At 58.1% G+C, this 20,632-nt stretch carries 17 protein-coding genes; 9 read left to right on the top strand and 8 right to left on the bottom strand.

Annotated elements, in window-relative coordinates; genetic code table 11:
* Positions 1–21 precede the first annotated feature (21 nt).
* Positions 22–1,749, bottom strand: coding sequence for a C13 family peptidase (locus K5E40_RS06685; protein WP_221730202.1), 1,728 nt, complete (start codon positions 1,747–1,749; stop codon positions 22–24).
* Between the two features lie 111 nt (positions 1,750–1,860).
* A complete protein-coding gene (locus K5E40_RS06680; protein ID WP_034153755.1) occupies positions 1,861–2,316 on the bottom strand; it encodes a MaoC family dehydratase in 456 nt (151 codons plus the stop codon).
* Positions 2,317–2,509: 193 nt separating this feature from the next.
* On the opposite strand from K5E40_RS06680, the gene K5E40_RS06675 reads away from it, so the two are divergent.
* The 5 genes from K5E40_RS06675 to K5E40_RS06655 all read left to right on the top strand — a co-directional run bounded on the left by K5E40_RS06675 (position 2,510) and on the right by K5E40_RS06655 (position 5,179).
* Positions 2,510–2,872, top strand: a complete 363-nt coding sequence (locus tag K5E40_RS06675; RefSeq protein WP_221730201.1) for a CidA/LrgA family protein — start codon at positions 2,510–2,512, stop codon at positions 2,870–2,872.
* On the top strand, positions 2,872–3,588 hold the full coding sequence (locus tag K5E40_RS06670) for an LrgB family protein (protein ID WP_221730200.1): 717 nt from the start codon (positions 2,872–2,874) through the stop codon (positions 3,586–3,588). The genes K5E40_RS06675 and K5E40_RS06670 overlap by 1 nt, the downstream gene beginning before the upstream one ends.
* Before the next feature lie 10 nt (positions 3,589–3,598).
* Positions 3,599–4,189, top strand: a complete 591-nt coding sequence (locus K5E40_RS06665) for an LON peptidase substrate-binding domain-containing protein (RefSeq protein ID WP_221730199.1) — start codon at positions 3,599–3,601, stop codon at positions 4,187–4,189.
* Positions 4,190–4,279: 90 nt separating this feature from the next.
* Entirely contained in the window at positions 4,280–4,534 is a 255-nt protein-coding gene (locus tag K5E40_RS06660) for a hypothetical protein (protein WP_260455544.1), read from the top strand.
* A 66-nt stretch (positions 4,535–4,600) separates the two neighbouring features.
* Complete coding sequence (locus K5E40_RS06655; protein WP_221730198.1) at positions 4,601–5,179, top strand: hypothetical protein; 579 nt, start codon at positions 4,601–4,603, stop codon at positions 5,177–5,179.
* Positions 5,180–5,245: 66 nt separating this feature from the next.
* On the opposite strand, the gene K5E40_RS06650 is transcribed toward K5E40_RS06655, so the two are convergent.
* From K5E40_RS06650 to K5E40_RS06625, 6 genes are all read right to left on the bottom strand, one after another.
* Complete coding sequence (locus K5E40_RS06650; protein WP_221730197.1) at positions 5,246–7,195, bottom strand: hypothetical protein; 1,950 nt, start codon at positions 7,193–7,195, stop codon at positions 5,246–5,248.
* Between the two features lie 131 nt (positions 7,196–7,326).
* A complete protein-coding gene (locus K5E40_RS06645) occupies positions 7,327–9,291 on the bottom strand; it encodes a hypothetical protein (protein WP_221730196.1) in 1,965 nt (654 codons plus the stop codon).
* Positions 9,292–9,399: 108 nt separating this feature from the next.
* The gene (locus K5E40_RS06640; protein ID WP_221730195.1) at positions 9,400–12,897 is read right to left on the bottom strand and encodes a calcium-binding protein; all 3,498 of its coding nucleotides are present in this window, start codon (positions 12,895–12,897) and stop codon (positions 9,400–9,402) included.
* An 80-nt stretch (positions 12,898–12,977) separates the two neighbouring features.
* Positions 12,978–14,672 (bottom strand): hypothetical protein, encoded by a 1,695-nt coding sequence (locus tag K5E40_RS06635; protein ID WP_260455543.1) that lies wholly within the window; start codon positions 14,670–14,672, stop codon positions 12,978–12,980.
* 679 nt (positions 14,673–15,351) lie between these two features.
* Positions 15,352–16,668: a bifunctional DedA family/phosphatase PAP2 family protein gene (locus K5E40_RS06630; protein WP_221730193.1), complete on the bottom strand. Its 1,317-nt coding sequence runs from the start codon at positions 16,666–16,668 to the stop codon at positions 15,352–15,354.
* A gap of 81 nt (positions 16,669–16,749) precedes the next feature.
* Positions 16,750–17,448, bottom strand: a complete 699-nt coding sequence (locus K5E40_RS06625) for a DNA-3-methyladenine glycosylase (RefSeq protein WP_221730192.1) — start codon at positions 17,446–17,448, stop codon at positions 16,750–16,752.
* Between the two features lie 177 nt (positions 17,449–17,625).
* On the opposite strand from K5E40_RS06625, the gene K5E40_RS06620 reads away from it, so the two are divergent.
* The 4 genes from K5E40_RS06620 (at position 17,626) to rlmH (ending at position 20,632) form a co-directional block, all read left to right on the top strand.
* Positions 17,626–18,897: a glutamate-5-semialdehyde dehydrogenase gene (locus K5E40_RS06620; RefSeq protein WP_221730191.1), complete on the top strand. Its 1,272-nt coding sequence runs from the start codon at positions 17,626–17,628 to the stop codon at positions 18,895–18,897.
* A gap of 25 nt (positions 18,898–18,922) precedes the next feature.
* Positions 18,923–19,588 (top strand): nicotinate-nucleotide adenylyltransferase, encoded by a 666-nt coding sequence (gene nadD / locus K5E40_RS06615; RefSeq protein WP_221730280.1) that lies wholly within the window; start codon positions 18,923–18,925, stop codon positions 19,586–19,588.
* A gap of 72 nt (positions 19,589–19,660) precedes the next feature.
* A complete protein-coding gene (gene rsfS / locus K5E40_RS06610) occupies positions 19,661–20,155 on the top strand; it encodes a ribosome silencing factor (protein WP_187678819.1) in 495 nt (164 codons plus the stop codon).
* A gap of 9 nt (positions 20,156–20,164) precedes the next feature.
* Positions 20,165–20,632, top strand: coding sequence for a 23S rRNA (pseudouridine(1915)-N(3))-methyltransferase RlmH (gene rlmH / locus K5E40_RS06605; protein ID WP_009051038.1), 468 nt, complete (start codon positions 20,165–20,167; stop codon positions 20,630–20,632).

Below are 20,632 nucleotides of genomic sequence, written 5' to 3'. Positions count from 1 at the left end.
TCTCCCTTGATACTGTTCAGCTTAGTTGCTCTTTATCGCTGCGTCGTTCAATGCAGCACTTTGCAACGCTTTCCTGGCTTGCTGTTTACGCAGCAGTTGCCAATGTGACAGCACGGTTTTCGGCGCCCAGATTTGTGGCTCCGAGGCTTCGAAATTGTCCGCCAGTTCACGCTCGGCGACGGTGGCTTTGGCCAGTTTGAAGGCGTGTTCGAGATCGTCGGTCTGGTTCAGCGCCTGGGCGAACAGCGCATCGCCAAAGTAGGTGAAGTTGGCTTCTTCGGAGCAGCCAAAGGACACGCGATCGGCGCGCGAAGCCGTCATGATCAGCGTGCGTTCGTCTTTGAGAGCCGGGATGAAACCGCCGGAGTAGCACGCTGAAATCACGATGATCTTGTCGCGGTTTTTCAGCGGTGCCAGCACTGCGGCGAGTTCGTCGGCGGGCAGGTCGGCCAGTTCCATGCGCGGCTGGTCGAGTACCAGTTCGTGTTCGGCGGTGCCGTGGCTGGTCAGGTAGATAAACAGCAGGTCTTCCGGGCCGCTGCGTTCGGCGAGGGTTTGCGCGGCGCGGCGCAGATTTTCCCGGGTCGCCATCGGTCGGTCGGCGAGGTGGTCGCGGTGGTTGACCAGACGGATCTGGCCATAAGCCCCAAATCGCGTTTTGAGCATGTTGGCGACGTAATCGGATTCGCGCAGGAACACGCTTTGCTTGCCGTCGCCGCCCAAGGTCAGGGAGTACAGCTCAACCGCTGGCGTTGAGGCCGGGATGGCCGCCAAGGCGTCATCAAGCAAGCGGCCCTGGGCCAGCAAGCCGAGTTCGAGGATGTCGGGCAGCAACTTGCCGTCGGCATCGCGTACTCGCTGGCCATTGACCCAGGTGCCGCTCATCACGCTGCCATCGGTCAGCACCAGGGTGCCGCGCCCGGAATAACTGTCGCTGTCGAAACCACCGATGTAAAAGCTGCCATCAGACAGATTCAAGCGTCCCTGACCGCTGAAGCGCCAGTCGTTGAATTCGCCCACGTAATGGCTGCCGTCGGCGCCGATCAGTTCACCCTTGCCGGTCAGCGCGCCTTCCTTGAACTGGCCGAGCCACACGTCGCCGTCGGCGTTTTCGTAGCGGCCCTTGCCGTGCAACTGGTTGTTCTTGAAACCACCGACGTAGACGTCACCGTCGGCGCTGTTGAAGGTGCCGTTGCCTTCCAGTTGACCATTGACGAAATGGCCGGTGAACGAGTTGCCACTGGAGTCGCCACGCTGGCCTTCGCCGTTGGGTTTGCCGTGGGAGAACTGGCCTTGATAGGAACTGCCATCGTCCATTTCGAGACGGCCGAGCCCGGAATATTGATCAGTCTTGAACTCGCCACGGTAGGTCATGGCGTTTTCTTTCAGGGTGCCTTCGCCGTCCCGTCGGCCCTGCTTGAAGCCCCCGGTGTAACTGCTTGCGTTGGTGGTCAGGCTGCCCTGGCCGTCGAACAGACCTTGCTGGAACTGGCCGCGATAGACCTCGCCATTGCTGCCATGCCATTCGCCCTGACCATGCCACTGACCCTTGTCGAACTGCCCGGCGTACCAACTGCCGTTGGGGTAGTCGACGCGCCCTTGGCCTTGCAGCAAGCCGTCGACCAGTTCACCGCGATAGCGTCCGCCATCCGGCAGCCGCGCATCGGGAGGCAACAGCGATTCGCCGTCGCCGCAAGCGGCAAGCAACAGGGTCAAGGCAAGGGGGGCAAGAGTCGCGAGTGAGCGCATAGCGGGATCCGGGCAATTAGGCGACCGAGTATGCCGCAGCTATGTGACCTTATACAGCCGCCGGTAAGACAGTGGATGCGAAACAGCGTGCGCTGCTTCGCATCCCGGCGCTTAAACGAAGCAGAGCGACAGGGGTTCGGCGATGTAGGCCGGTTTGTCCGAGCCTTCTATCTCCAGTGTCGCGGTGGCTTTGAGCAGCCATTGACCGGGTTTTTTCTCGGTCACTTCGCCCAGATCGACCTTCAGGCGAACTTTGGAATTGACCTTCACTGGCTGGATGAAACGCACGCTGTCGAGGCCATAGTTGACCACCATCTTCACGCCTTGCGGCAGCACGAGGATGTCTTCCATCAATTTGGGGATCAGCGACAACGACAGGAAACCGTGGGCAATGGTGCTGCCAAATGGCGTTTGCGCGGCTTTGACCGGGTCGACGTGAATGAACTGATAATCCCCGGTGGCTTCGGCGAACAGGTTGATGCGCTCCTGATCGATGGTGAGCCATTCGGAACGTCCGAGTTCCTTGCCGACATAATCTTTGAGCTCTGCAACGGGAACATAGGGCATTGAGACTCTCCTTGGGTTCATCGGTTTTATAGTTTTTCAGGTGGGGGATTTGACCGCCCTGCGAACCACTGTAGATCATCATGGCGATTTGCTCAGGTCAACTGACCATGCTTTTGGCGAATGCCGATCCATAGCGCAGGCGTGCTTATAATGCCGAGCCCCTGCTGGGCGGAAAGTAAGACGGAGATGTCGGATGTTGCTACGTGGCCTGACCCTGCTGGTGCTGTTTCAATTGCTCGGCACGGCGCTCAATCACTTGCTGTTGCCGGTGCTGCCGGGGCCGATCATCGGCCTGCTGCTGTTGCTGGTGTTCCTGATCATGCGTGGTGAGGTCGACGAACCGCTGAACCTCGCGGCCGCTAGCCTGCTGCGTTATCTGCCGTTGCTGCTGGTGCCACCGGCAGTGGGCGTGATGGTTTACGCCGCGGCGATTGCCGCCGACTTCTGGGCGATTGTCGGCGCACTGGTGGTGTCGTTGATTCTGTCGATGGCCTTCGCCGGGGTGCTGATGCAGCGCATGGTCAGGCGTCACACGCACCGCTCGGAGGAGTCCTGATGCTTTTCGACTGGCAAGGTGCCTGGGATTCCGTGATCCACCATCCGCTGTTCGGCATTGGCATCACCCTCGGTGCCTATCAACTCGTGCTGGCGGCGTTCGAGAAAACCCGCTGGATCTTTTTGCAACCGGTGCTGGTCTCCATGCTGTTGGTGATCGGTGTGCTGGTGGGCTGTGGCCTGACGTACGCCGAATACCGCAAGAGCACCGAGATCCTCAGCATTCTGCTGGGGCCGGCGACCGTGGCGCTGGCGGTGCCGCTGTATCTGAACCTCAAACGCATTCGCCAATTGTTCTGGCCGATTTTTACTACGCTGGTGATAGGTGGGGTGGTTGCCACGGGGATGGGCGTTTTGCTGGGCTGGTGGTTCGGCGCCGATCACATGATCCTGATGACCATGGCACCCAAGTCGGTGACTTCGCCGATCGCCATGCTGGTGGCCGAGCAGATCGGCGGTGTCGCCGCATTGGCGGCGGTGTTTGTGTTGATCACCGGGGTGATCGGTGCAATCTTCGGCCCGGCGTTGTTGACCCGGCTCGGTGTGCACAGCCCCGAGGCGCGCGGCATGGCGCTGGGCATGACCGCGCATGCGGTCGGCACTTCGGTGGCGTTGCAGGAAAGTGATGAGTGCGGCGCCTTCGCGGCGCTGGCGATGAGTCTGATGGGCGTGGCCACGGCGGTGTTCCTGCCGTTGGCGGTGTCGATGGTGGTGTAAGGAAATGTCTATGAGTCTGCCGCTTTTCCCGCTGAACACAGTGCTGTTTCCTGGCTGCAACCTCGACTTGCAGATCTTCGAGGCGCGCTACCTGGACATGATCGGTCGCTGCATGAAACAGGGCGGTGGCTTTGGCGTGGTGTGCATCCTCGACGGCCATGAAGTCGGCGTTGCGCCGCAAGGTTTTGCCTTGGTCGGGTGCGAGGCGCGGATCACCGATTTCCAGCAGCAGGACAATGGGCTGTTGGGCATTCGTGTACAGGGTGGACGGCGTTTCAATGTGCTGCGCACCGACGTGCAGCGCGATCAGTTGATCCTCGCCGACGTCGAGTGGCTGGACGACGATCCCGAGCAACCGTTGCAGGACGAGGACGCCGACCTGGTTGCCTTGCTCAAGGCTTTGGCCGAACACCCGATGGTCGAGGCGTTGAACATGGGCACTGATGCGCCGGGTCAGCAGTCGCTCGCCAATCAGTTGGCCTATCTGCTTCCGTTCGCCGAGGAAGACAAGATCGATCTGCTGCAACTCGATGATCCACAACAACGTCTGGATGCTATCCAGGCGTTGCTCGATGAATTACAGGGAGCACTGTTCGCCTAGTTGTACTTTGAATCAACTCACAATGCCTGCCAGTATTGTTTTGCACTTGTCTTTATTTTAAGTTCAAGTTCCCCGCAGGAAGCGGGTGACATGAACAATAATAAGGAAGACGTCATGACGGTATATGAAGATGAATGGGCGTTTTGGGATGACATCGCTGGCAAGTATATTTTGAAACATGCTGGGGTTGATCATAATGTTGCCAATGTGATTGAAGCGGCCTCCGTCTATGCAGATTTGATGGTGGTTGCGCGGCGTAAGCGAAAATCTGAAAAGATTCCTGTCAGTGAAGTTCCGCGTATGTCTGCAACCGCGAAAGCCGTAGTGGCAGCGGCTACCGCCTGACTGTTTTTTCAGATGGCCTGGCGCCGTGATAATCACGGCGCCAGTGCGTCCATGGATGGAAATTTTATGACTGTATCGATAAACACCGACATCACATTTACTGCAAACCTTTACCTTGACGGTTTGCCGGTAGTACTGAATCAACAATGTCTCCAACAACGTTTACGCAGGCCGCGTCTTACCAAACGCGAGCAACTGGATGCCGAAGTTAGCCTGGCAGATTCGCGTGTCGCCAGTTTGCTCACCCTTGCTGATCACGAACACGACGAGCCTTTACTGTTGAAGTTTGTTGCACAGGACGACCGATACGCGATTCATGTAGTGCAGCGAGGCGAGTTTGATAACGCCAGATTAACCTTCGAAAACAAAACACATAATCTATTGGCCAGCACTGCTGGTAAAACGGATTATTTTTCGATCAATAAGCTTGGGGCGTCGAGCACTACTTTCAGCGATATCGAATCCGGGGCGGCCTATATTGGTTTGGGCAGTGAGTCGAATAACAGGCCTTTGTATCACCGTGTGGTCAAGGGGATGAGCACGTTCCTGAATGTAAACCCCAATCCGTCGAAGCATGATGCTTTTAATTACAGTTCTGCCGTGTTTGTAATTAAAGTTGTTGAAAAACTTTCTGCCGTTACCTGATAAAAAAGCGCCATGCCTCGATTAGAGGTATGGCGCGATTCATTCGGTCAAACCGTTGGCTTCAGTTCAAGGTTTTTCATGCTCGGGTGTCGGCCAGGTGATGTCACCTGCAAATGTGTCGCGTCCTTTCGGCAAGAACAGTACCTTCGCGCCATCGGCGCCTACTCGGTCTATCAGCGCGTCATAAACCGTGGTGCCTTGCTCGCTGTAAGTGAGCGTTCCGTTCCAGGTTGCTTTCTCGATAGCGCTGACACTGCCGCCGGCACATTTGAATACATCCTCGACGCACGCTGCACGGGTCAGTTGCGAGTTCACCAGCCAGAGCCTCTGCGCACTGATGCCCCGTGTCGGCATCGACAGGCGCCCCTCTGTCGGATCTGCTTCAAAATCCAGATTGTTCAGGTAGCGGTTTTCCGCGCCGGGTACGACTTCGATGCCGCGGGTATCGATGACATAAAGGAAGCCTTGGGTCTGCTGGCGCCGAACCAGTGGGTAGTCTTTGGAGTAATCCAGTTCAAACGAGGTGTCAGATTCTGCATCCGAACCATCGCGACTACCGGGTGAGATATCGCCATCAGAAATCTTGCCCGGATACCGATTGGCCTGGGAGTTGTAATGCAGGGGGTGGGAGTATCCACCCAACTCGGTTTTGTACCACAAGGCCTTGCCCAGACTGAATGTCGCACTCAAAGCCCATTTTGTGGTGACGCCAGAGGGATTGCCCTTGAGCCTGACCATGCGTTTATCCCGTGCCAACTCGAAAGGCGTGCGGTGGTCGCCCCGGAACATGGCGGGGATGTCGGTTCGATACAAAGCGAGATGCACATTGCGCTGATACCCCGCATGGTCTGTGTAGTTTTTCAGAAACTCGGCTTCATATCGTTGCTGTGCGGGAGGTAGATCCTTCACATACTCGAAGCCATGATTTCTCAACTTGAGAAGGTAGGGCTCCAATTCTTGTGCGATCAGGCTAAACCGCTGGTTGTCATCCTTGTTTTGAGTCAAGCGTTTGTGTTGTTCCGCCCATTCGGGAAACGGTCCGCTTTCCAGCTCCTGACGCAGGCGGATCTGCTGTGCCACGGTCAAGTTGTAGCTGCGCAGCCATTGCGCACGCTCAGTGGCAGACATTTGTGGATGGAGCCACCTTAGCGAATCAACCAGATAGTCGTGCGCTTTCACGCCCTTGAAGCGGCGGGCCCAGTCAGGCGCCGTGCCGCTGACTTGCGCCTCATTACGAAACACCCACGCCTCTGCACCCTGCAAGCGATACATGCGCCAGATATCGCCGTCGGTCCATTGCTCAAGTTTCACGGTTAAAGAACGATCTCCCCGAGCTTCAAGCGGGTCGACCTTGACCCACCTTTGTTTTTCATCCCTGAAGGCGTAACCGGTTCCCGGATAAAAAAGATTGGGGTCAGCCTCACTGTGGCGCCGAACCGAATAGTAGCCTTGGTGATCTGGAAGCTGGGAAATGGTGTGCTGACGGAGGTCATAGTACTCACTCGGTTTTTTCAGACTCCAGGCATTGCTGTCGGCCATTCGGTAAAGCGGTGGGCCCCATAGATCACGTTTGTTCAGCGACTTTGCCCGATAGGCTTTCATGGGGGCGTGGTACATCACCATGACCGTCTGGATGCCGGTGTCTGGATCATCGCTGCTGACGTCCGCAAATTGTCTGCCATTGTAGGTTCTCAGTCCGTCTGCAGCCGGCGCGGGTAGATGGCTCCCGACGTTCAATACGTAGGGCTCCAGAGGAGAGGTCGTGACAGCAGGCCGGGGCGCAACGACATCGGGCATCGGCGTGACGGTGACAGTGATCCCTTGGTGCGCGGTCCCTGCGGTCGGGCGGTCGGCTCTCACTGCGGCCGAGAACTCGTTCGAGCTGCCAGGGCTGAGTCGACCGGGCAGGTGGAAATCCGGATCGTTTGGCCTGTTGCCAGGTGTGATTGGGCGGGGGGCCGAGGGGCCGGGTGTATCCATCTTTGATTTTGGGGGTGAGCCCGGTTTGGGTCGCATGCAATAAAACTCCTTTTTTGGATAAAGCTGCCTGTCCATAGGCTGCCGGGTTTGTAGCGTTCTTTTGCGCGAAAGCAGCGCCAGTCACAACTGAGATGGCTGGCGCGTATGTGTGTTGGTTCGCTATACGGTCAAGGCCTGGAGTGCTCGGGAACGGGCCAGACAACGTCGCCGGAGAGCGTGAATTCGCCTTTCGGCAAATGCAGGATCACGCCGCCGGAATCGGCTACCCGATTGATCAAGCGGTCATAAGGTGTTTCGCCCGAATACCACACTGAGTTGCCGTCGGTTCCGTCCCACGTGGCTTTCTCGATAGCCTTCGCGTCATCACCGGCCTGTCGGAAGACATCTTCAACCCTTGCTGCCTTGTTCCGATTCGAGTGCACCAGCCAGATCCTCTCTGCGCTGATACCCCGCGTAGGCATTGATAGGCGGCCTTCCATGTGATCCGCTTCAAAATCCTTGTTGTTCAGGTAAACGTTTTCCGCTCCGGGCACCACCTCGATACCGCGAGTGTCGATGACATAAAGGAAGCCAAGTGTCTGTTTGCGCCGCAGCAATCGATAGTCACGCGAGTGGTCCATTTCAAACGACGTATCAGATTCCCCTGCCGATTCAAATCGATGGTCACTCGGCGAATCGCTGTCAGAACTGATATGTCCTGGATACCGGTTGGCCTGGCTGTTGTAATTTCGAGGGTTGGAGTAGTAACCAAAGCCCATGTAGTCCAACACACCGGCCAGGCTGAATGTCACGCTAAAAGCCCATCGGGTCGTGGAGTCGGAGGGGTTGCCCCTCAATCTCAATAGGCGTTTGTCCCGCGCCAGTTCAAAAGGCGTTCGCAGATCGGCCCGGAACATTGCAGGGATGTCGGTTCGGTATAGGAAGCCGTGCAGGTTTTGTTTATAGCCTGCACGCTTTAAATACCCGTTGAGGAATTCGGCTTCATAGCGCTGCCTGACGTCGGGTAAATCGCGGGAAGGGAGCTCGCCTTCGGTTCTCAATCTGACAATGTAGGGGTCAAGTTCCTGCGCGATCTGCTCGAATCGCCGATCATCATCGCTGTTGGTCAGTCGCTTGTGCTGTTCTGCCCATTCGGGGATCGAGCCGATGTCCAGATCCTTCCTCAGACGAACCTGCTGAGTGACGCTCAGGTTGTAGCTTCTGAGCAGTCGCTCGCATTCTATGGCGGACTTTTGCGGATAGAGCAATCGCAATGAACCTGTCACGTATTTGAACGTGTCTGGCTCCTGGACGCGTCGGACCCAGTCAGGCACTTTGCCGCTGGCTTGCGCTTCGTCCCGAAAGACCAGTGTTTCTGCCCCTCGCAGGCGATACATGTTCCAGATGTCGCCATCGGCCAAGTGTTCAAATTTCAAGGGAATGGACGCCTCTCCCCGAGCTTCGAGCGGATCGACCTTGAACCATTTGTCATGCTCATCGCGAAGGGCGAACCCGTAACCATCGTGCATTTTGTTCCGGTCAAAAAAATCGCGAAAGGAAACGGCGTAATAGCCTTGTGCGTCCGGTAGATGGGAGAACGCGAGCCTTTCGGTGTCGTAGTAATCAATCGGCTTTTGCAAGCTCCAGGTATTGCTCTCGACGATGCGATAAAGCGGTGGTCCGGAGGGGGTTCGCTCACTGGGCAACTGGGCCCGGTAGGCTTTCATTTTGTCATCGAACCCTACCATCACGGTCTTGATGTCGCTTTGCGCGTTATCGCCGACAACGTCGGCAAAAGACCTGCCCTTGAAGAGTCTCAGGCCAGCTGCATCGTGATCGACGGCGAGATTGGCCGGCGGGCGCTGGACATAGTCCTGCAGCGGAGATTGGCTGATCTTGGGTTGCGTCGGGGCAAGATCATCCCTCTGCGTCACCGACAGGCGGGCTTGTGTGTGCGAAGTCTCAGGCGTGGGATTGCCGGTTCTCACGTCTGACGATACGTTCCAATCGACCGAACCGTGGGGCCTGACACGGGGAGGTAGCCCGAAATCCAGATAGTCCCCCCCGGCCTCGGGCGAACTCGGGCGGGAGAGCGGCGGTTGGGCTGTATCGACCGCTGGGGAGCGTTGAGGGGCTTTGGGTTTATTGCGCATAAGGTTTGACTCCATGTCAGTGAATCAGCCATCCATTGGCTGAATCGGGTTGGCCGGCATGGCCATCAGATCCATACCGGCGCGCCCTTAAATTTGAGAAGAGAGCGCTCAGGCCTGGCTGACCGGCGCGATTGTCAGCTCTTCGGGTTTGATGGGCTCATGTGGGTCAGTATCGACACCCCAGTAGTTCCTCAACGAGCTGTAATACACAGTGCCGATGGTTCCCGTCTTTAAACCGATATTTGTTATGTAAACTTTTACGGCCAGTTCGCTGCGCTGTTGATGCGCACGGATATCGGCTTGCAGCGCTTCAATACTGGAATAGTGTCGGGCGTCGATAACGTAGAGCTGGATGACTTCAAACAGAAGTGACACTTCATAAATATTGCCGGATGAGGTCGCTACGCTGATCGACTCCACCGCAATATTGCCCTCGATGCCTGGCAGTTCGATGACGCAACTGCCGACGCGCAAGCGGTTGGAGTCCAGTCGTATATCGTCGCGTGTGACCGTTTCCGTCAATGTTTCGCTGTAGAGAGTCCAGGTCGAGGCGTCGGCAGTTCCAGCCGCTGCTTGCGGGGTGGACAGGCGAATGATCGAGTTGCTGGCCAGGTAGACATCGTAAATTGAGCTCTGGCCTTCCAGCAGATAAATGCCGGTGTGGGGCCGGGGTTCGATGACAATCTTTCTGGGGGCCGGGGGCAGCGCAATGGCCTTTGCGAGTCGTGGCTGGATACACAGATAGTTGCCATTGCGGCGCTTGAGGCAACTACGGGTGGCGTAAATCCTGTTGCCGGGATTTTTGGCATCATCTTCGTAGTTCAGTGAGGGAACTTGAAGTCGATACGACACTTGGTCCTGCAGGATCACGGCAATGTCTTGCATCAGGCGCGGTGTCGTGACTTTCAGGCTGTTTCTGCCGCCGTAGCCGGTGGCGGCGGTAATCGGCTGAATAATCCCTTTGAACACCACCACTTTTGATGGCAGCAAAATCGAGAGGTTGATGTCCTTGTAGATCAAGTGGGTGTTGCCCGATACGCCTTTAAGCGTTTCGACGTCATAACTGACGACCACTTTGACAATTTCCGAATCCTTGAAGTCGAGATAAACCTCTCGGGAGGTTAGCGGCGTGTGACGCGTGGCTAGAAATTCGACCCTGCCGTCTGCGCGTGACACAAAATGCCGTTTTGAACCCTGCTCCGTGATCAGTACGGTACCGTGATTGACAATGTCGGCAGCGGGAGCGGGTCGGCCCTTGACGGTCTGCGCGACTTCAATCGCTTGGCTCAACGACTCACCTAATTGCTGGGGCAGGAGCGGCAACAGTTCATACCCGTCCTGGGTTCTGAACAGCCACCGTCCATTTTTCAACTGGCGCTGTCCGTCGATCGATTCGTAGATGTCTTTGAGGGTCAGTACGTGCTCGGGATCGCGCCCATCCCTGTCGCGCAACGAGCTGACGATCAGCGAGGTACCGACGATCTCCCAGCGCTGAATGATTTCTCTCGGCCAGCCGAATTCGATGACGCTCGATTGTTCGCCGTCCTCGACAATTGTCGTTCGTGCGTTGGTGTCGGCGATGTAATAGTGGTCGGTGCCGCTGCCGCCATCGACATGACAATCGGGGCCAAAGATGTCGATTCTGTCGTTTCCGCCGCCCGTGCTGATGCGGTCGTAACCGTTGGCCGCCACTCGATTGGCGTCGTTGTTTCCGGTGACGTGGCTTGTGCCTTTGCGCAAGGTCGAGATGTTCTCGATCGAGGTGAGATGCGCGACTTCGACGGCATCGCCAGCCGCGTCGAGTCTGCGCAATTTCACCTGGCCGCTTTGCAGGTCGATGTCGTGGCCGACGTGGCGGGTATCACTGAGCGGACGGCTGCCTTCGAAGGCCAGGGTGTCAGAGCCTGCGCCGCCATCCAGCACGCTGAGATGAGCCGGTTTGGTCAGACGATCAAGTTCCTGTTCGGTGACCTCCTGGTAAAACGCGTCATTCTTGTCGCCCCCGGTCAGCGCCTTGTGACCCTCGCGATAGGCAAACAGGTTGGGTTTGGCCTTGACGCCGATGACCCGGTCATTGCCGTCGCCCAGGCGCCAGAAAACCCCTTTGTCATCGCCAGCAGTCCCGCTGACTTTGCCTTTCAGATCCTCGGGCAGACCGTTGCCCGCATCAATCACGTCGTCTGCACCAACGATGACGGCCTGACTGTCGAGTTTGAACGGTTTTTCGCCGGCGCTTTCGTCCCACTGATAGCGCCAGAGTTCCACTGTCTTCAATTCAGCCTTGAAAGCGCCGTCGACAATGTGTTCGATGGCGTTTTTGTAGGCGCCGTCGAGCAGCTCTTTGGCTGACATCTCCAGCTGTTCCTGGTGGTCACGATAGCCTTTGGAGAGCTTGAAGCGATCCATGACTTCCTTGTCCAGATCCTTGCCGGTAAAAGCGAACCAGCCGGAGCGCAAGCGTTCGCGGGTGCTCAGTTCGATGTAGTCATCGATGTCGTCCACGACTCGGGCTGCCGAGTAAATCATCGAGCCGAATATAAGCACCGCAGCGGCAACGAGGCCGACAGGTCCGGCGGTACTGCCGAACCCCGCGATCGCCGCCACGCCCAGCACCAGGCTGATACCTGCGCCCGCTACACTCACACCCGCGTTGACGTAATGATCCTGCGCTTCCTTGCCTTTTGCTTGCGCCGCCGCATTGAAGGAATTGACGGCATTGATGATGTCGAAGGGCAGGGTGATCGCACTGGCAAACAGTCCGGCACCTCGACTCAGGTATTTGCCTGCCGAGGTGCCAGGAAAAAGCTTGAAGGTGGTCGAGCCGTGCCTGAGCATCGCTTCGCCACCCTTGTTAAACCCCTGTTCGATGATCAGTGAGCCGAACTCGGCGGCGATCGACGCGCCCTGGAATATCGCTTCCCCTGCGTCACCTTTCTTGATTCCGTCCATTACCCCCATGAATCCGCTGTAGATGCCGAATGCTTGCAGGCCCACGCCGAAGCCATTCATCAGGTAGCTTGCCCTCCCGTTGACCCAGCCAGGAGCGTTGTCAAACGAATCGGCCCGGTGAATATCCAGATTCTGCGCGGCCTGGCCCAGCTGATTGAGCTGCGCCATCGCACTGCCGGAGGCCAGCGGTGTATCGCTGACGAACAGCGGCATGGCATCGGGCGAGCGCTTGCAGGCAATTTCATAGAAAAGCATCGCCACCACGCCGCTGTCTGGAATATCGACTGACTTCAATCGGCTCTCGACGGACGCCGAGTGGAAGTTGAGTCCGTCCAGAAAGGTTTGATCAGCTACCTGCATGCCGGCGTTGGCGGGGCTGATGGGCTGGCCATTGACCATCGCACCCAAGGCCTGGAGCTCGACGCGACTGGTCAGCACTTCACCAATGCGCAGTGGGCCGAAGTGTTTGTCGAGGGACTTGAGTGTGCGTCGATAGGGCGCGTCGGCGTCGGGTATCGGTGCGGTTACTGCCAGTGTTGCTGCGCTGTCCACCCGGCCGGCCGGTGGCGCATGGAGGTTGGCCGAGGCATCAATGGGCGTTACCTCAATGGGTTGGACATTTGAAATGTGCAGGGGTGGAGCAATGATTTTTGACACGTATTAATCCTTTAATGATGAACCTATGACGTCCGGTTTCCGTACCGGTGTGCCGCTGAACTTGAGTGACTGATGATTCCTCAGGTGCCCGTGACTCCGGGCCAGGTGATGTCATGACCGAACTCGTTTTTGTTGCCCGACAGGCGGAGTATCGGCAGGCCAGCCGCCTCGACCTTGTCGATCAGTTGGTCATATTCCGGGTAATTGCGGTGACCCGCATGGGTGGCAGCTTCGATGCGCTCGGCACGTGCGCCTGCTTGTAGCGTGATGTCCTCGACCTTGGCGCCCTTGGTCAGTGTCGAGTTCAACAGCCAGATACGGTCCGCCTCAAGCCCGCTTCTGGTGACCGAAATCAAACCCTCGAAATCGTCGGAAGGAAACCAGGTCGGAGGCGTCTGGCGCGCCGCGGAGTTGAACAGGTAATTTTCTTCATGCGGGACGACTTCCAGGTTGCGGGTGTCCAGGGCATACAGGAACATTTCCTTTTGCCGCGTTCGGATGGGCTCGTAATCGCGGTCGTAATCCCAGGCGATCGGGCTCTCGGCCTCGGACCAGTCTGACGAGTCGGCGTTTTTTATGTCGCTGGCGTCACTGGCATTACTGTCCGAGTCGCTGGCGTCGGCGTCCCGTCCCGGGTACTTGTTGGTCTGGCTGTTGAACTGCAAGTACTCGGGATCGGGCGCGCTGGCGTACATCTGGCCTTCTTTCAGGCTGAAGGTCGCGCTCATCGGCTTGTGAGTGGTAGCGCCGGGTTCGTGGTGGTAACGAGGCAGCATGGTGTCGTCATTGGCGAGTTCGAACGGCGTACGCTCGTCGCCTCGAAAGAGCGCTGGGATGTCGGTCCGGTACAGGCAGTTGTACTTGTTGCGCAGATAACCCAGTTTGCTCAAGAGTGCTTCACGCAGTTCGAATGTCATGCTGGTTTCGGGGTTGTACCAGTCGTGACGTGCGTTGCGTTTGAGATTCAACTCCTCGACGGCATCGCGGCTCAGCAGATCGAGTCGGTGGGGATTGTCGATGTCTTCGGTCAGGCGTTTGTGCGCCAGCGCCCATTGGGGCATTGTCAGCTCGGTCTGCAGGTGTCGCTGCAAACGGATCAGTTGGCTCGGCAGCAGGTTGAACGATTGCAGGAACGTCTCGCGTTGCGTGAGGCTTGAGTCCGCCAGCATCCAGCGCAGGGAGTTGCGCAGTAAGTCTGTCACCGGGTTATGGGTAGGGCGAGGCTCGGCCCATTGCGCAGGTCTTCCACTGGACTGGGCTTGGGCCCTGAAACGCGCGATGTCCTGACCTTGAATCCCGTAGACCTCCCATAGCTGGTGATCGGTCCACTGCTTCAAGTGAGTGGGTTGTGAGCCGAAACCGTTGGCGGGCGGTTCGACCTGAACCCAATTGGCGAACTGATCCCTGAATGCAAAAAGCATGTTGGTGTCCTTCGAACCGAAGACGGGCCTGAGTTCGTAATAACCCTGCGAATCCGGAGAGCGGCCTGTTGGCGAGTAACGGCTTTGATCAATGTATGTCGGTGTGTCGAGTGGGCGAGGTCTCTTGGCGGTGGAAGTCAGATCTGGCAGCTCGCTGGTTGGCGGCGCGGGCCTTTTGGGCAAGGCGATGTTTTCCGTCTGACGCTCATGGCTGACCACGGGACTTTCGCTGACCTGTTGCGTCAGGCGCCAGGTGGGGTGTCCGTCGTTTTTATAGAGGATTGGACCCGACGGTGTTCGCTCTGTCAGAAACTTGCCGCGATAGTTGCCAGACTCGTCAAGGGCGGCATGCATGGTTTGCAACGTTCCCTCGGATTCCACGTCGACAAACCTGCGCCCGACGACCCAGCGAAAACCTTCTGCATCTGCGGGTTTCATGCCGCGCAGAAAATTCTCTGAGAGCCAATAATCACCCACGGAACCGTCGTTTGTGCGGGGCGCAAAGCCTTGCCGCGGCGCGGGAATGACTTCAACAGCCGGTTGCCGGGCAAGATCGGTGCTTGTGACCGGTTCTATAGATGAATTCGTTGAATCAGTGAACCCGGCTCTATGGGGTACAAAAGGATCGAACGCTACGTCGGGGCGTCGTGATGGTGGCGTCATTGAATCTGGCGTTTCCACGTTTGATTTTGGGGGTTTTCGAGGTAACTTCGGACTCATGAATTACTCAGTGCTAAATATATGAAAGTATTTGATTGTTTTTATTTATTTAAAAGATAAGCGGGGGTTTGTGCTGAATAAGTTGTTGAGTCGAATTTAACTGAATTCCAGAGATATGAAAGGCGCCATTGCCTTGTTCGCAAGCAAAATATGTAACTTTGATTGTTGGGTTCGAAGTGTGACGCTGCTCTTGCGCTGTGAATTAAGAATATTCACTTGGCGTCGGTAAGTTGGAGTAGGGGGATAACACTGCTCTCGTCGGAAGTTTCCTTAAAGAGCAGTGTGGAGGGCGTGATAGTTGTAAATCGATTTATTAGTAGGCGTAGCGCAACAGGGTATGTGGCAAATGACGCAGTACGAAAAAACCGAACAGTGTCACCATGGCCGGCAGAATCAGCCACCAGACTTTGACCGGCATTGCATTGAGCGGTAATTTGCGCTGGCTCAGCCACAGACTCGCCGCACACACGCCAGCGGCCAGCATGGCGCCGGCGAGAATATCCGTCGGCCAGTGCGCTCCCAGATAGACGCGCGACAGAGCAATTGCCGAGGCTGGAATGCAACCGATCATCAGCCACGTCAGGCGCATGCGTGACGGCTGCCCGCGTCCGGCGAGGACGGCCAGGGCCAGGAACAAGGCAAACGAACCCGAGGCGTGGCCGCTGGGCATGCTGTAACTGGTGAGTGGGTCGGTCAGCACGTCCGGGCGTACCCGGGCGAAAAACTGTTTGGTCGCGGTGTTGGCCAGCGCGGTGCAGAGAAGGGTGCTGCCGACGAAAATCGCCTGACGCCACTGCCGACAAAGCAACAGCAGGACGGTCAGCAGGATGCTGAACATCAGCATATTGCGGAACTCGCCGATCAGAGTGAGCGTGACCGCGACTTCATCCAGCACGGGTTGACGATGTTCCTGTACCAGCGTCATCACGCCCTGGTCGAGGGCTGTCAGGTGCGGATAGCCGATGAACAGGCCGATCAGAATCAACAGGTTCATGCTGCTGACCCAGACCGTTGCGCGGCGATGGCGGCGCAGGCTGCTGTTTACACTGAGGCCGACCATGGCTGCGATACAGCCGGCGACTATCCCGGCCTCAAGCCAGAAGCCTTCGGGCAATGGCAGGCGGATCGCTGCTCCGGTGGCCCAACCTGGCAGCAGGTAGGCCAGACTCCAGCCGGCGGCGGCCAGAAGGCTGACGGCGGCGAAGCGCGGGAAGGGCATGTCGCACATCCCGGCAACCATCGGCAGCATGGGCCGCAACGGGCCGATGAAACGTCCGACCAGCAGGCTGGCGATACCGTAGCGCTGAAAATAGGTTTCGGCGCCGGCCATCCATTCCGGGTGATGGCGCAATCCGGGCAGTCGCCGGATGTTCTGATGGAAGTGTCGGCCGAGGAAGTACGAGACCAGATCACCTGATATCCCGCCGAGGAAACCCAGCAACAAGGTTTCGCTCAACGACAGCGCGCCGCTGCCGGCCAGAACGGTCACGGCAAACAGCAACACCGTGCCGGGCACGATCAGCCCGACAATTGCCAGGCATTCGGCAAAGGCAACAATGAACACCGCTGCGGCCAGCCACTGTGGATTGGCCGCCAGCCAACCGGTCACGCTATCGAGCCATGGGCCCATACAGACAAACTCCATCAAATCTTCAAATAGCCCATGGGGCGCTCAACCTTCAACTGCGCACCGCTCAATGCGGGAGCGTGTTCAGGGCAATACAAAATAATCCCGGCCTTCGACCTGACCCCGTCGCAGCGGGTTGCGCGTACACCATTGCGCATACGTCGCGTCGACGAAGCGGTACATCAGGTGTTCGTCACGGCCATGGGGAATGCCCAATCTCGTGGTTTGAATAACGTGCGAGGGCGCAGGCCCCGTGTCCTCCACCAGCAGCACCTGATGATCGAAACGCTTGGCGTCCCACACCGGCACCTTCAATCCCAGCGCTTTGCACAGCAACGTCTGTCCGGCGCAGAGCTTTTGCGACGGTCGCGCATGACCCTGAGCATCAGGGTTGTTCAGCAGCATCTGCGCCAGACTCGCCGGGCCACTGATTTCATCGACCCACGGATAGGCCGATTTGATCAATACCGCATTGCCCGGCCCTTGCGCGCTGAAGTTCAGCGAATCGCCCCCGCGTGCGTAATACATATAAATGTGCCCGCCATCCAGAAACAAAGCCTTACGCTTTTCTGTGTAGCCGAGCGATGCATGACTGCCTTTTTCCGCGCAGTAATACGCTTCGGTTTCAATGATGCGCGCGCTCAGCCACAAATCACCAACGCGATGGCGGATGACTTTGCCGAGCAGATCCTTGGCCAGTACTTGGGCATCGCGGTCGAAAAAAGCGTCCGGGAGTCCCTGCGGCAGGTGTTCGGCGCGGGTACGAGCGGTCTGGTTGGGCATGACAGGCGATATTTATCCAGGCGGAGGAGGTCGTGATGATAACAATCCAAGGCTTAATTACGCCTGAACATCGGCCAATCACTGTTCATTTCGACCATCCGCCCGTCACCGCTGTTAGTCCCGGGACGCGACAGCTATAATCTGCCGCTTTCCTCTTCGCCAAGACCCCAGCAGACCATGACTGAGTCCGTTCTTGACTACATGACCCGATTGGGTCGCGCCGCCCGCGAAGCTTCCCGGGTCATCGGCCGTGCCAGCACCGCGCAGAAAAACCGCGCCCTGCAGGCTGCTGCCAATGCTTTGGACGCCGCACGCGCCGAGCTGGTGGCAGCCAACGAACAGGATCTGGCTGCCGGTCGCGCCAATGGTCTGGAGCCCGCATTGCTGGAGCGCCTGGAACTCACCCCAGCGCGCATTGACGGCATGATCGTCGGCCTGCGTCAGGTTGCTGCGCTGCCAGACCCGGTCGGCGCCATCCGTGACATGAGCTTTCGCCCGTCGGGCATTCAGGTCGGCAAGATGCGCGTGCCGCTGGGCGTGATCGGGATCATCTACGAATCCCGTCCCAACGTGACCATCGACGCCGCCAGCCTGTGCCTGAAGTCCGGCAATGCGACCATCCTGCGCGGCGGCTCCGAAGCGATTCATTCCAACCGTGCGATTGCCGCATGCATCCAGCGCGGTCTGGCAGAGGCGCAATTGCCTGCTGGCGTGGTGCAAGTGGTCGAAACCACTGACCGCGCTGCCGTTGGCGCGATGATCACCATGCCCGAGTACGTCGACGTGATCGTGCCGCGCGGCGGCCGTGGTCTGATCGAGCGCATCAGCCGAGATGCACGCGTGCCGGTGATCAAGCATCTGGACGGCATCTGCCACGTCTATGTCAGCGAACACGCCGACCTGGCCAAAGCCCAGCGCATCGCCTTCAACGCCAAGACCTATCGGTATGGCATCTGCGGCGCGATGGAGACCTTGCTGGTCGATCAAACCGTTGCCAAGGATTTTCTGCCATCGATGGCTGCCCAGTTCCGCGAAAAAGGCGTCGAACTGCGCGGTTGCGAGCGCACCCGGGCGATCATCGACGCCGTGCCGGCCAGTGACGACGACTGGAACACCGAGTATCTGGCGCCGATCCTGTCGATCCGTGTGGTCGACGGGCTTGATCAGGCCATTGAACACATCAACCATTACGGCTCCCATCACACCGACTCAATCGTCAGCGAAAACCTTGCAGACACGCGGCGGTTTGTGGCTGAAGTCGATTCGGCGTCGGTGATGATCAACACGCCGACCTGCTTCGCCGATGGATTTGAATACGGATTGGGTGCCGAGATCGGCATTTCTACTGATAAGCTGCACGCCCGCGGCCCGGTGGGCCTCGAGGGATTGACCTGCGAGAAGTACATCGTGGTAGGTGATGGCCAGTTACGCGGCCAGGCGACGGTCTGACTTGGCCGACCTCGACCTGACCGCGATGCAATCGGGCAACGAGCCCCGCCCACTGCGCATTGGCATATTGGGCGGCACCTTCGATCCGGTGCACATTGGCCATTTGCGCGGCGGGCTGGAAGTGGCCGAAGCGCTGGCGCTGGATGAGTTGCGTCTGACGCCGAGCGCGCGGCCGCCGCATCGCGATACACCGCAGGTGTCGGCGCAGGATCGCTTGGCGATGGTCGAGTGCGCGGTGGCCGGAGTGCCGCCGCTGGTGGTGGACGCCCGCGAATTGCAGCGGGACAAACCGTCCTACACCATTGATACCCTGGAGTTGATGCGTGCCGAAATGGCCGCCGAGACCCAGGTTTTTCTGCTTTTGGGCTGGGACGCATTTTGCGGCCTGCCCACTTGGCATCGCTGGGAAGAGTTGCTCCAGCATTGCCACATCCTGGTGCTACAGCGCCCGGACGCCGACAGCGAACCGCCGGATGCCTTGCGCAACCTGCTGGCAGCGCGTTCGGTGAGCGACCCGCTGGCCCTGAAAGGGCCGAGCGGACAGATTGCATTCGTCTGGCAGACACCGCTCGCGGTTTCCGCCACCCAGATCCGTCAACTGCTGGCCAGCGGTAAGTCGGTACGTTTCCTGGTGCCCGACGCGGTCCTGGCCTACATCGATGCGCACGGTCTTTACCGTGCGTCGAACTGAACAAGGCGTGCTTCACTGATACGGATCACCGTGTCGCCAAGCCGCCGAAAATATGAGCAAAACGAGTTTTATATGACTGACAAAGACCAAACCAAAGTAAAGCGCAAAGGCACGTTCAAGAGCGCCCCGCTGCCAGAGCCGGTCAACACCAACGAGCCGCTGAAAGGTGACGACCTGGTCAAACTGGCCGTGGCTGCCCTGGAAGACGTCAAGGCGCAAGACATCCAGATCATCGATGTTCGCGACAAGCAGAGCATCACTGACTACATGATCATCGCCACCGGTACTTCCAATCGCCAGATCAACGCGATGCTGGATAAGGTTCGCGAAGAAGTCAAAAAGCAGGGCGCCAAGCCGCTGGGCGAAGAAGGCAAGGGCGACAGCGACTGGGTGCTGCTCGACCTGGATCTGGTGATCGTGCACATGATGACCGCCTCGGCGCGTCAGTTCTACGACCTGGAACGCCTGTGGGCCGGTGCCGAGCAAAGCCGCGCGGCCGACGCCAAACACCACAGCCCGGAAAACACCCACGAGCATTTCACCAAGCTCAACAAAGACCAGCTCTAAGGGATCGCTGTGCGACTGCGACTGATCGCCGTCGGTTCACGCATGCCCAAGTGGGTGGAAGAAGGCTGGCATGAATATGCCAAGCGTCTTCCGTCCGAGCTGGCGCTGGAACTGGTGGAAATACCGCTCAATACCCGTGGCAAAAATGCTGACGTGGCTCGTTTCATCCGCCAGGAAGGCGAAGCCATGCTGGCCAAGGTCGGGCAGAACGAGCGGATTGTCACGTTGGAAGTCCACGGCAAACCCTGGAGCACCGAGCAACTGGCGGTCGAACTCGACCGCTGGCGGCTGGATTCGCGCACGGTCAACTTCATGGTCGGTGGCCCGGAAGGGCTGGCGCCGGAAGTCTGTGCTCGTGCCGATCAGCGCTGGTCGTTGTCGCCGCTGACGCTGCCGCATCCGCTGGTGCGAATTCTGATCGGCGAACAGTTGTACCGTGCCTGGACCGTGCTGTCCGGTCACCCTTACCACAAGTAA

It is taken from the genome of Pseudomonas baetica, from assembly GCF_019733355.1.
GTDB lineage: Bacteria > Pseudomonadota > Gammaproteobacteria > Pseudomonadales > Pseudomonadaceae > Aquipseudomonas > Aquipseudomonas baetica_A.
Note: the sequence above shows the minus strand (reverse complement) of the source record. Positions and strands in the feature narration are given on the sequence as shown.

Coding starts and splice junctions, on each gene's coding strand:
- nadD (WP_221730280.1), top strand. CDS start 18,923: ATGCAATCGGGCAACGAGCCCCGCCCACTGCGCATTGGCATATTGGGC.
- K5E40_RS06635 (WP_260455543.1), bottom strand. CDS start 14,672: ATGCATGCCGCCCTTGACGAGTCTGGCAACTATCGCGGCAAGTTTCTG.
- K5E40_RS06665 (WP_221730199.1), top strand. CDS start 3,599: ATGAGTCTGCCGCTTTTCCCGCTGAACACAGTGCTGTTTCCTGGCTGC.
- K5E40_RS06650 (WP_221730197.1), bottom strand. CDS start 7,195: ATGCGACCCAAACCGGGCTCACCCCCAAAATCAAAGATGGATACACCC.
- K5E40_RS06645 (WP_221730196.1), bottom strand. CDS start 9,291: ATGCGCAATAAACCCAAAGCCCCTCAACGCTCCCCAGCGGTCGATACA.
- K5E40_RS06685 (WP_221730202.1), bottom strand. CDS start 1,749: ATGCGCTCACTCGCGACTCTTGCCCCCCTTGCCTTGACCCTGTTGCTT.
- K5E40_RS06675 (WP_221730201.1), top strand. CDS start 2,510: ATGTTGCTACGTGGCCTGACCCTGCTGGTGCTGTTTCAATTGCTCGGC.
- K5E40_RS06630 (WP_221730193.1), bottom strand. CDS start 16,668: ATGGGCCCATGGCTCGATAGCGTGACCGGTTGGCTGGCGGCCAATCCA.
- rsfS (WP_187678819.1), top strand. CDS start 19,661: ATGACTGACAAAGACCAAACCAAAGTAAAGCGCAAAGGCACGTTCAAG.
- K5E40_RS06655 (WP_221730198.1), top strand. CDS start 4,601: ATGACTGTATCGATAAACACCGACATCACATTTACTGCAAACCTTTAC.
- K5E40_RS06620 (WP_221730191.1), top strand. CDS start 17,626: ATGACTGAGTCCGTTCTTGACTACATGACCCGATTGGGTCGCGCCGCC.
- K5E40_RS06680 (WP_034153755.1), bottom strand. CDS start 2,316: ATGCCCTATGTTCCCGTTGCAGAGCTCAAAGATTATGTCGGCAAGGAA.
- K5E40_RS06660 (WP_260455544.1), top strand. CDS start 4,280: ATGAACAATAATAAGGAAGACGTCATGACGGTATATGAAGATGAATGG.
- K5E40_RS06670 (WP_221730200.1), top strand. CDS start 2,872: ATGCTTTTCGACTGGCAAGGTGCCTGGGATTCCGTGATCCACCATCCG.
- K5E40_RS06625 (WP_221730192.1), bottom strand. CDS start 17,448: ATGCCCAACCAGACCGCTCGTACCCGCGCCGAACACCTGCCGCAGGGA.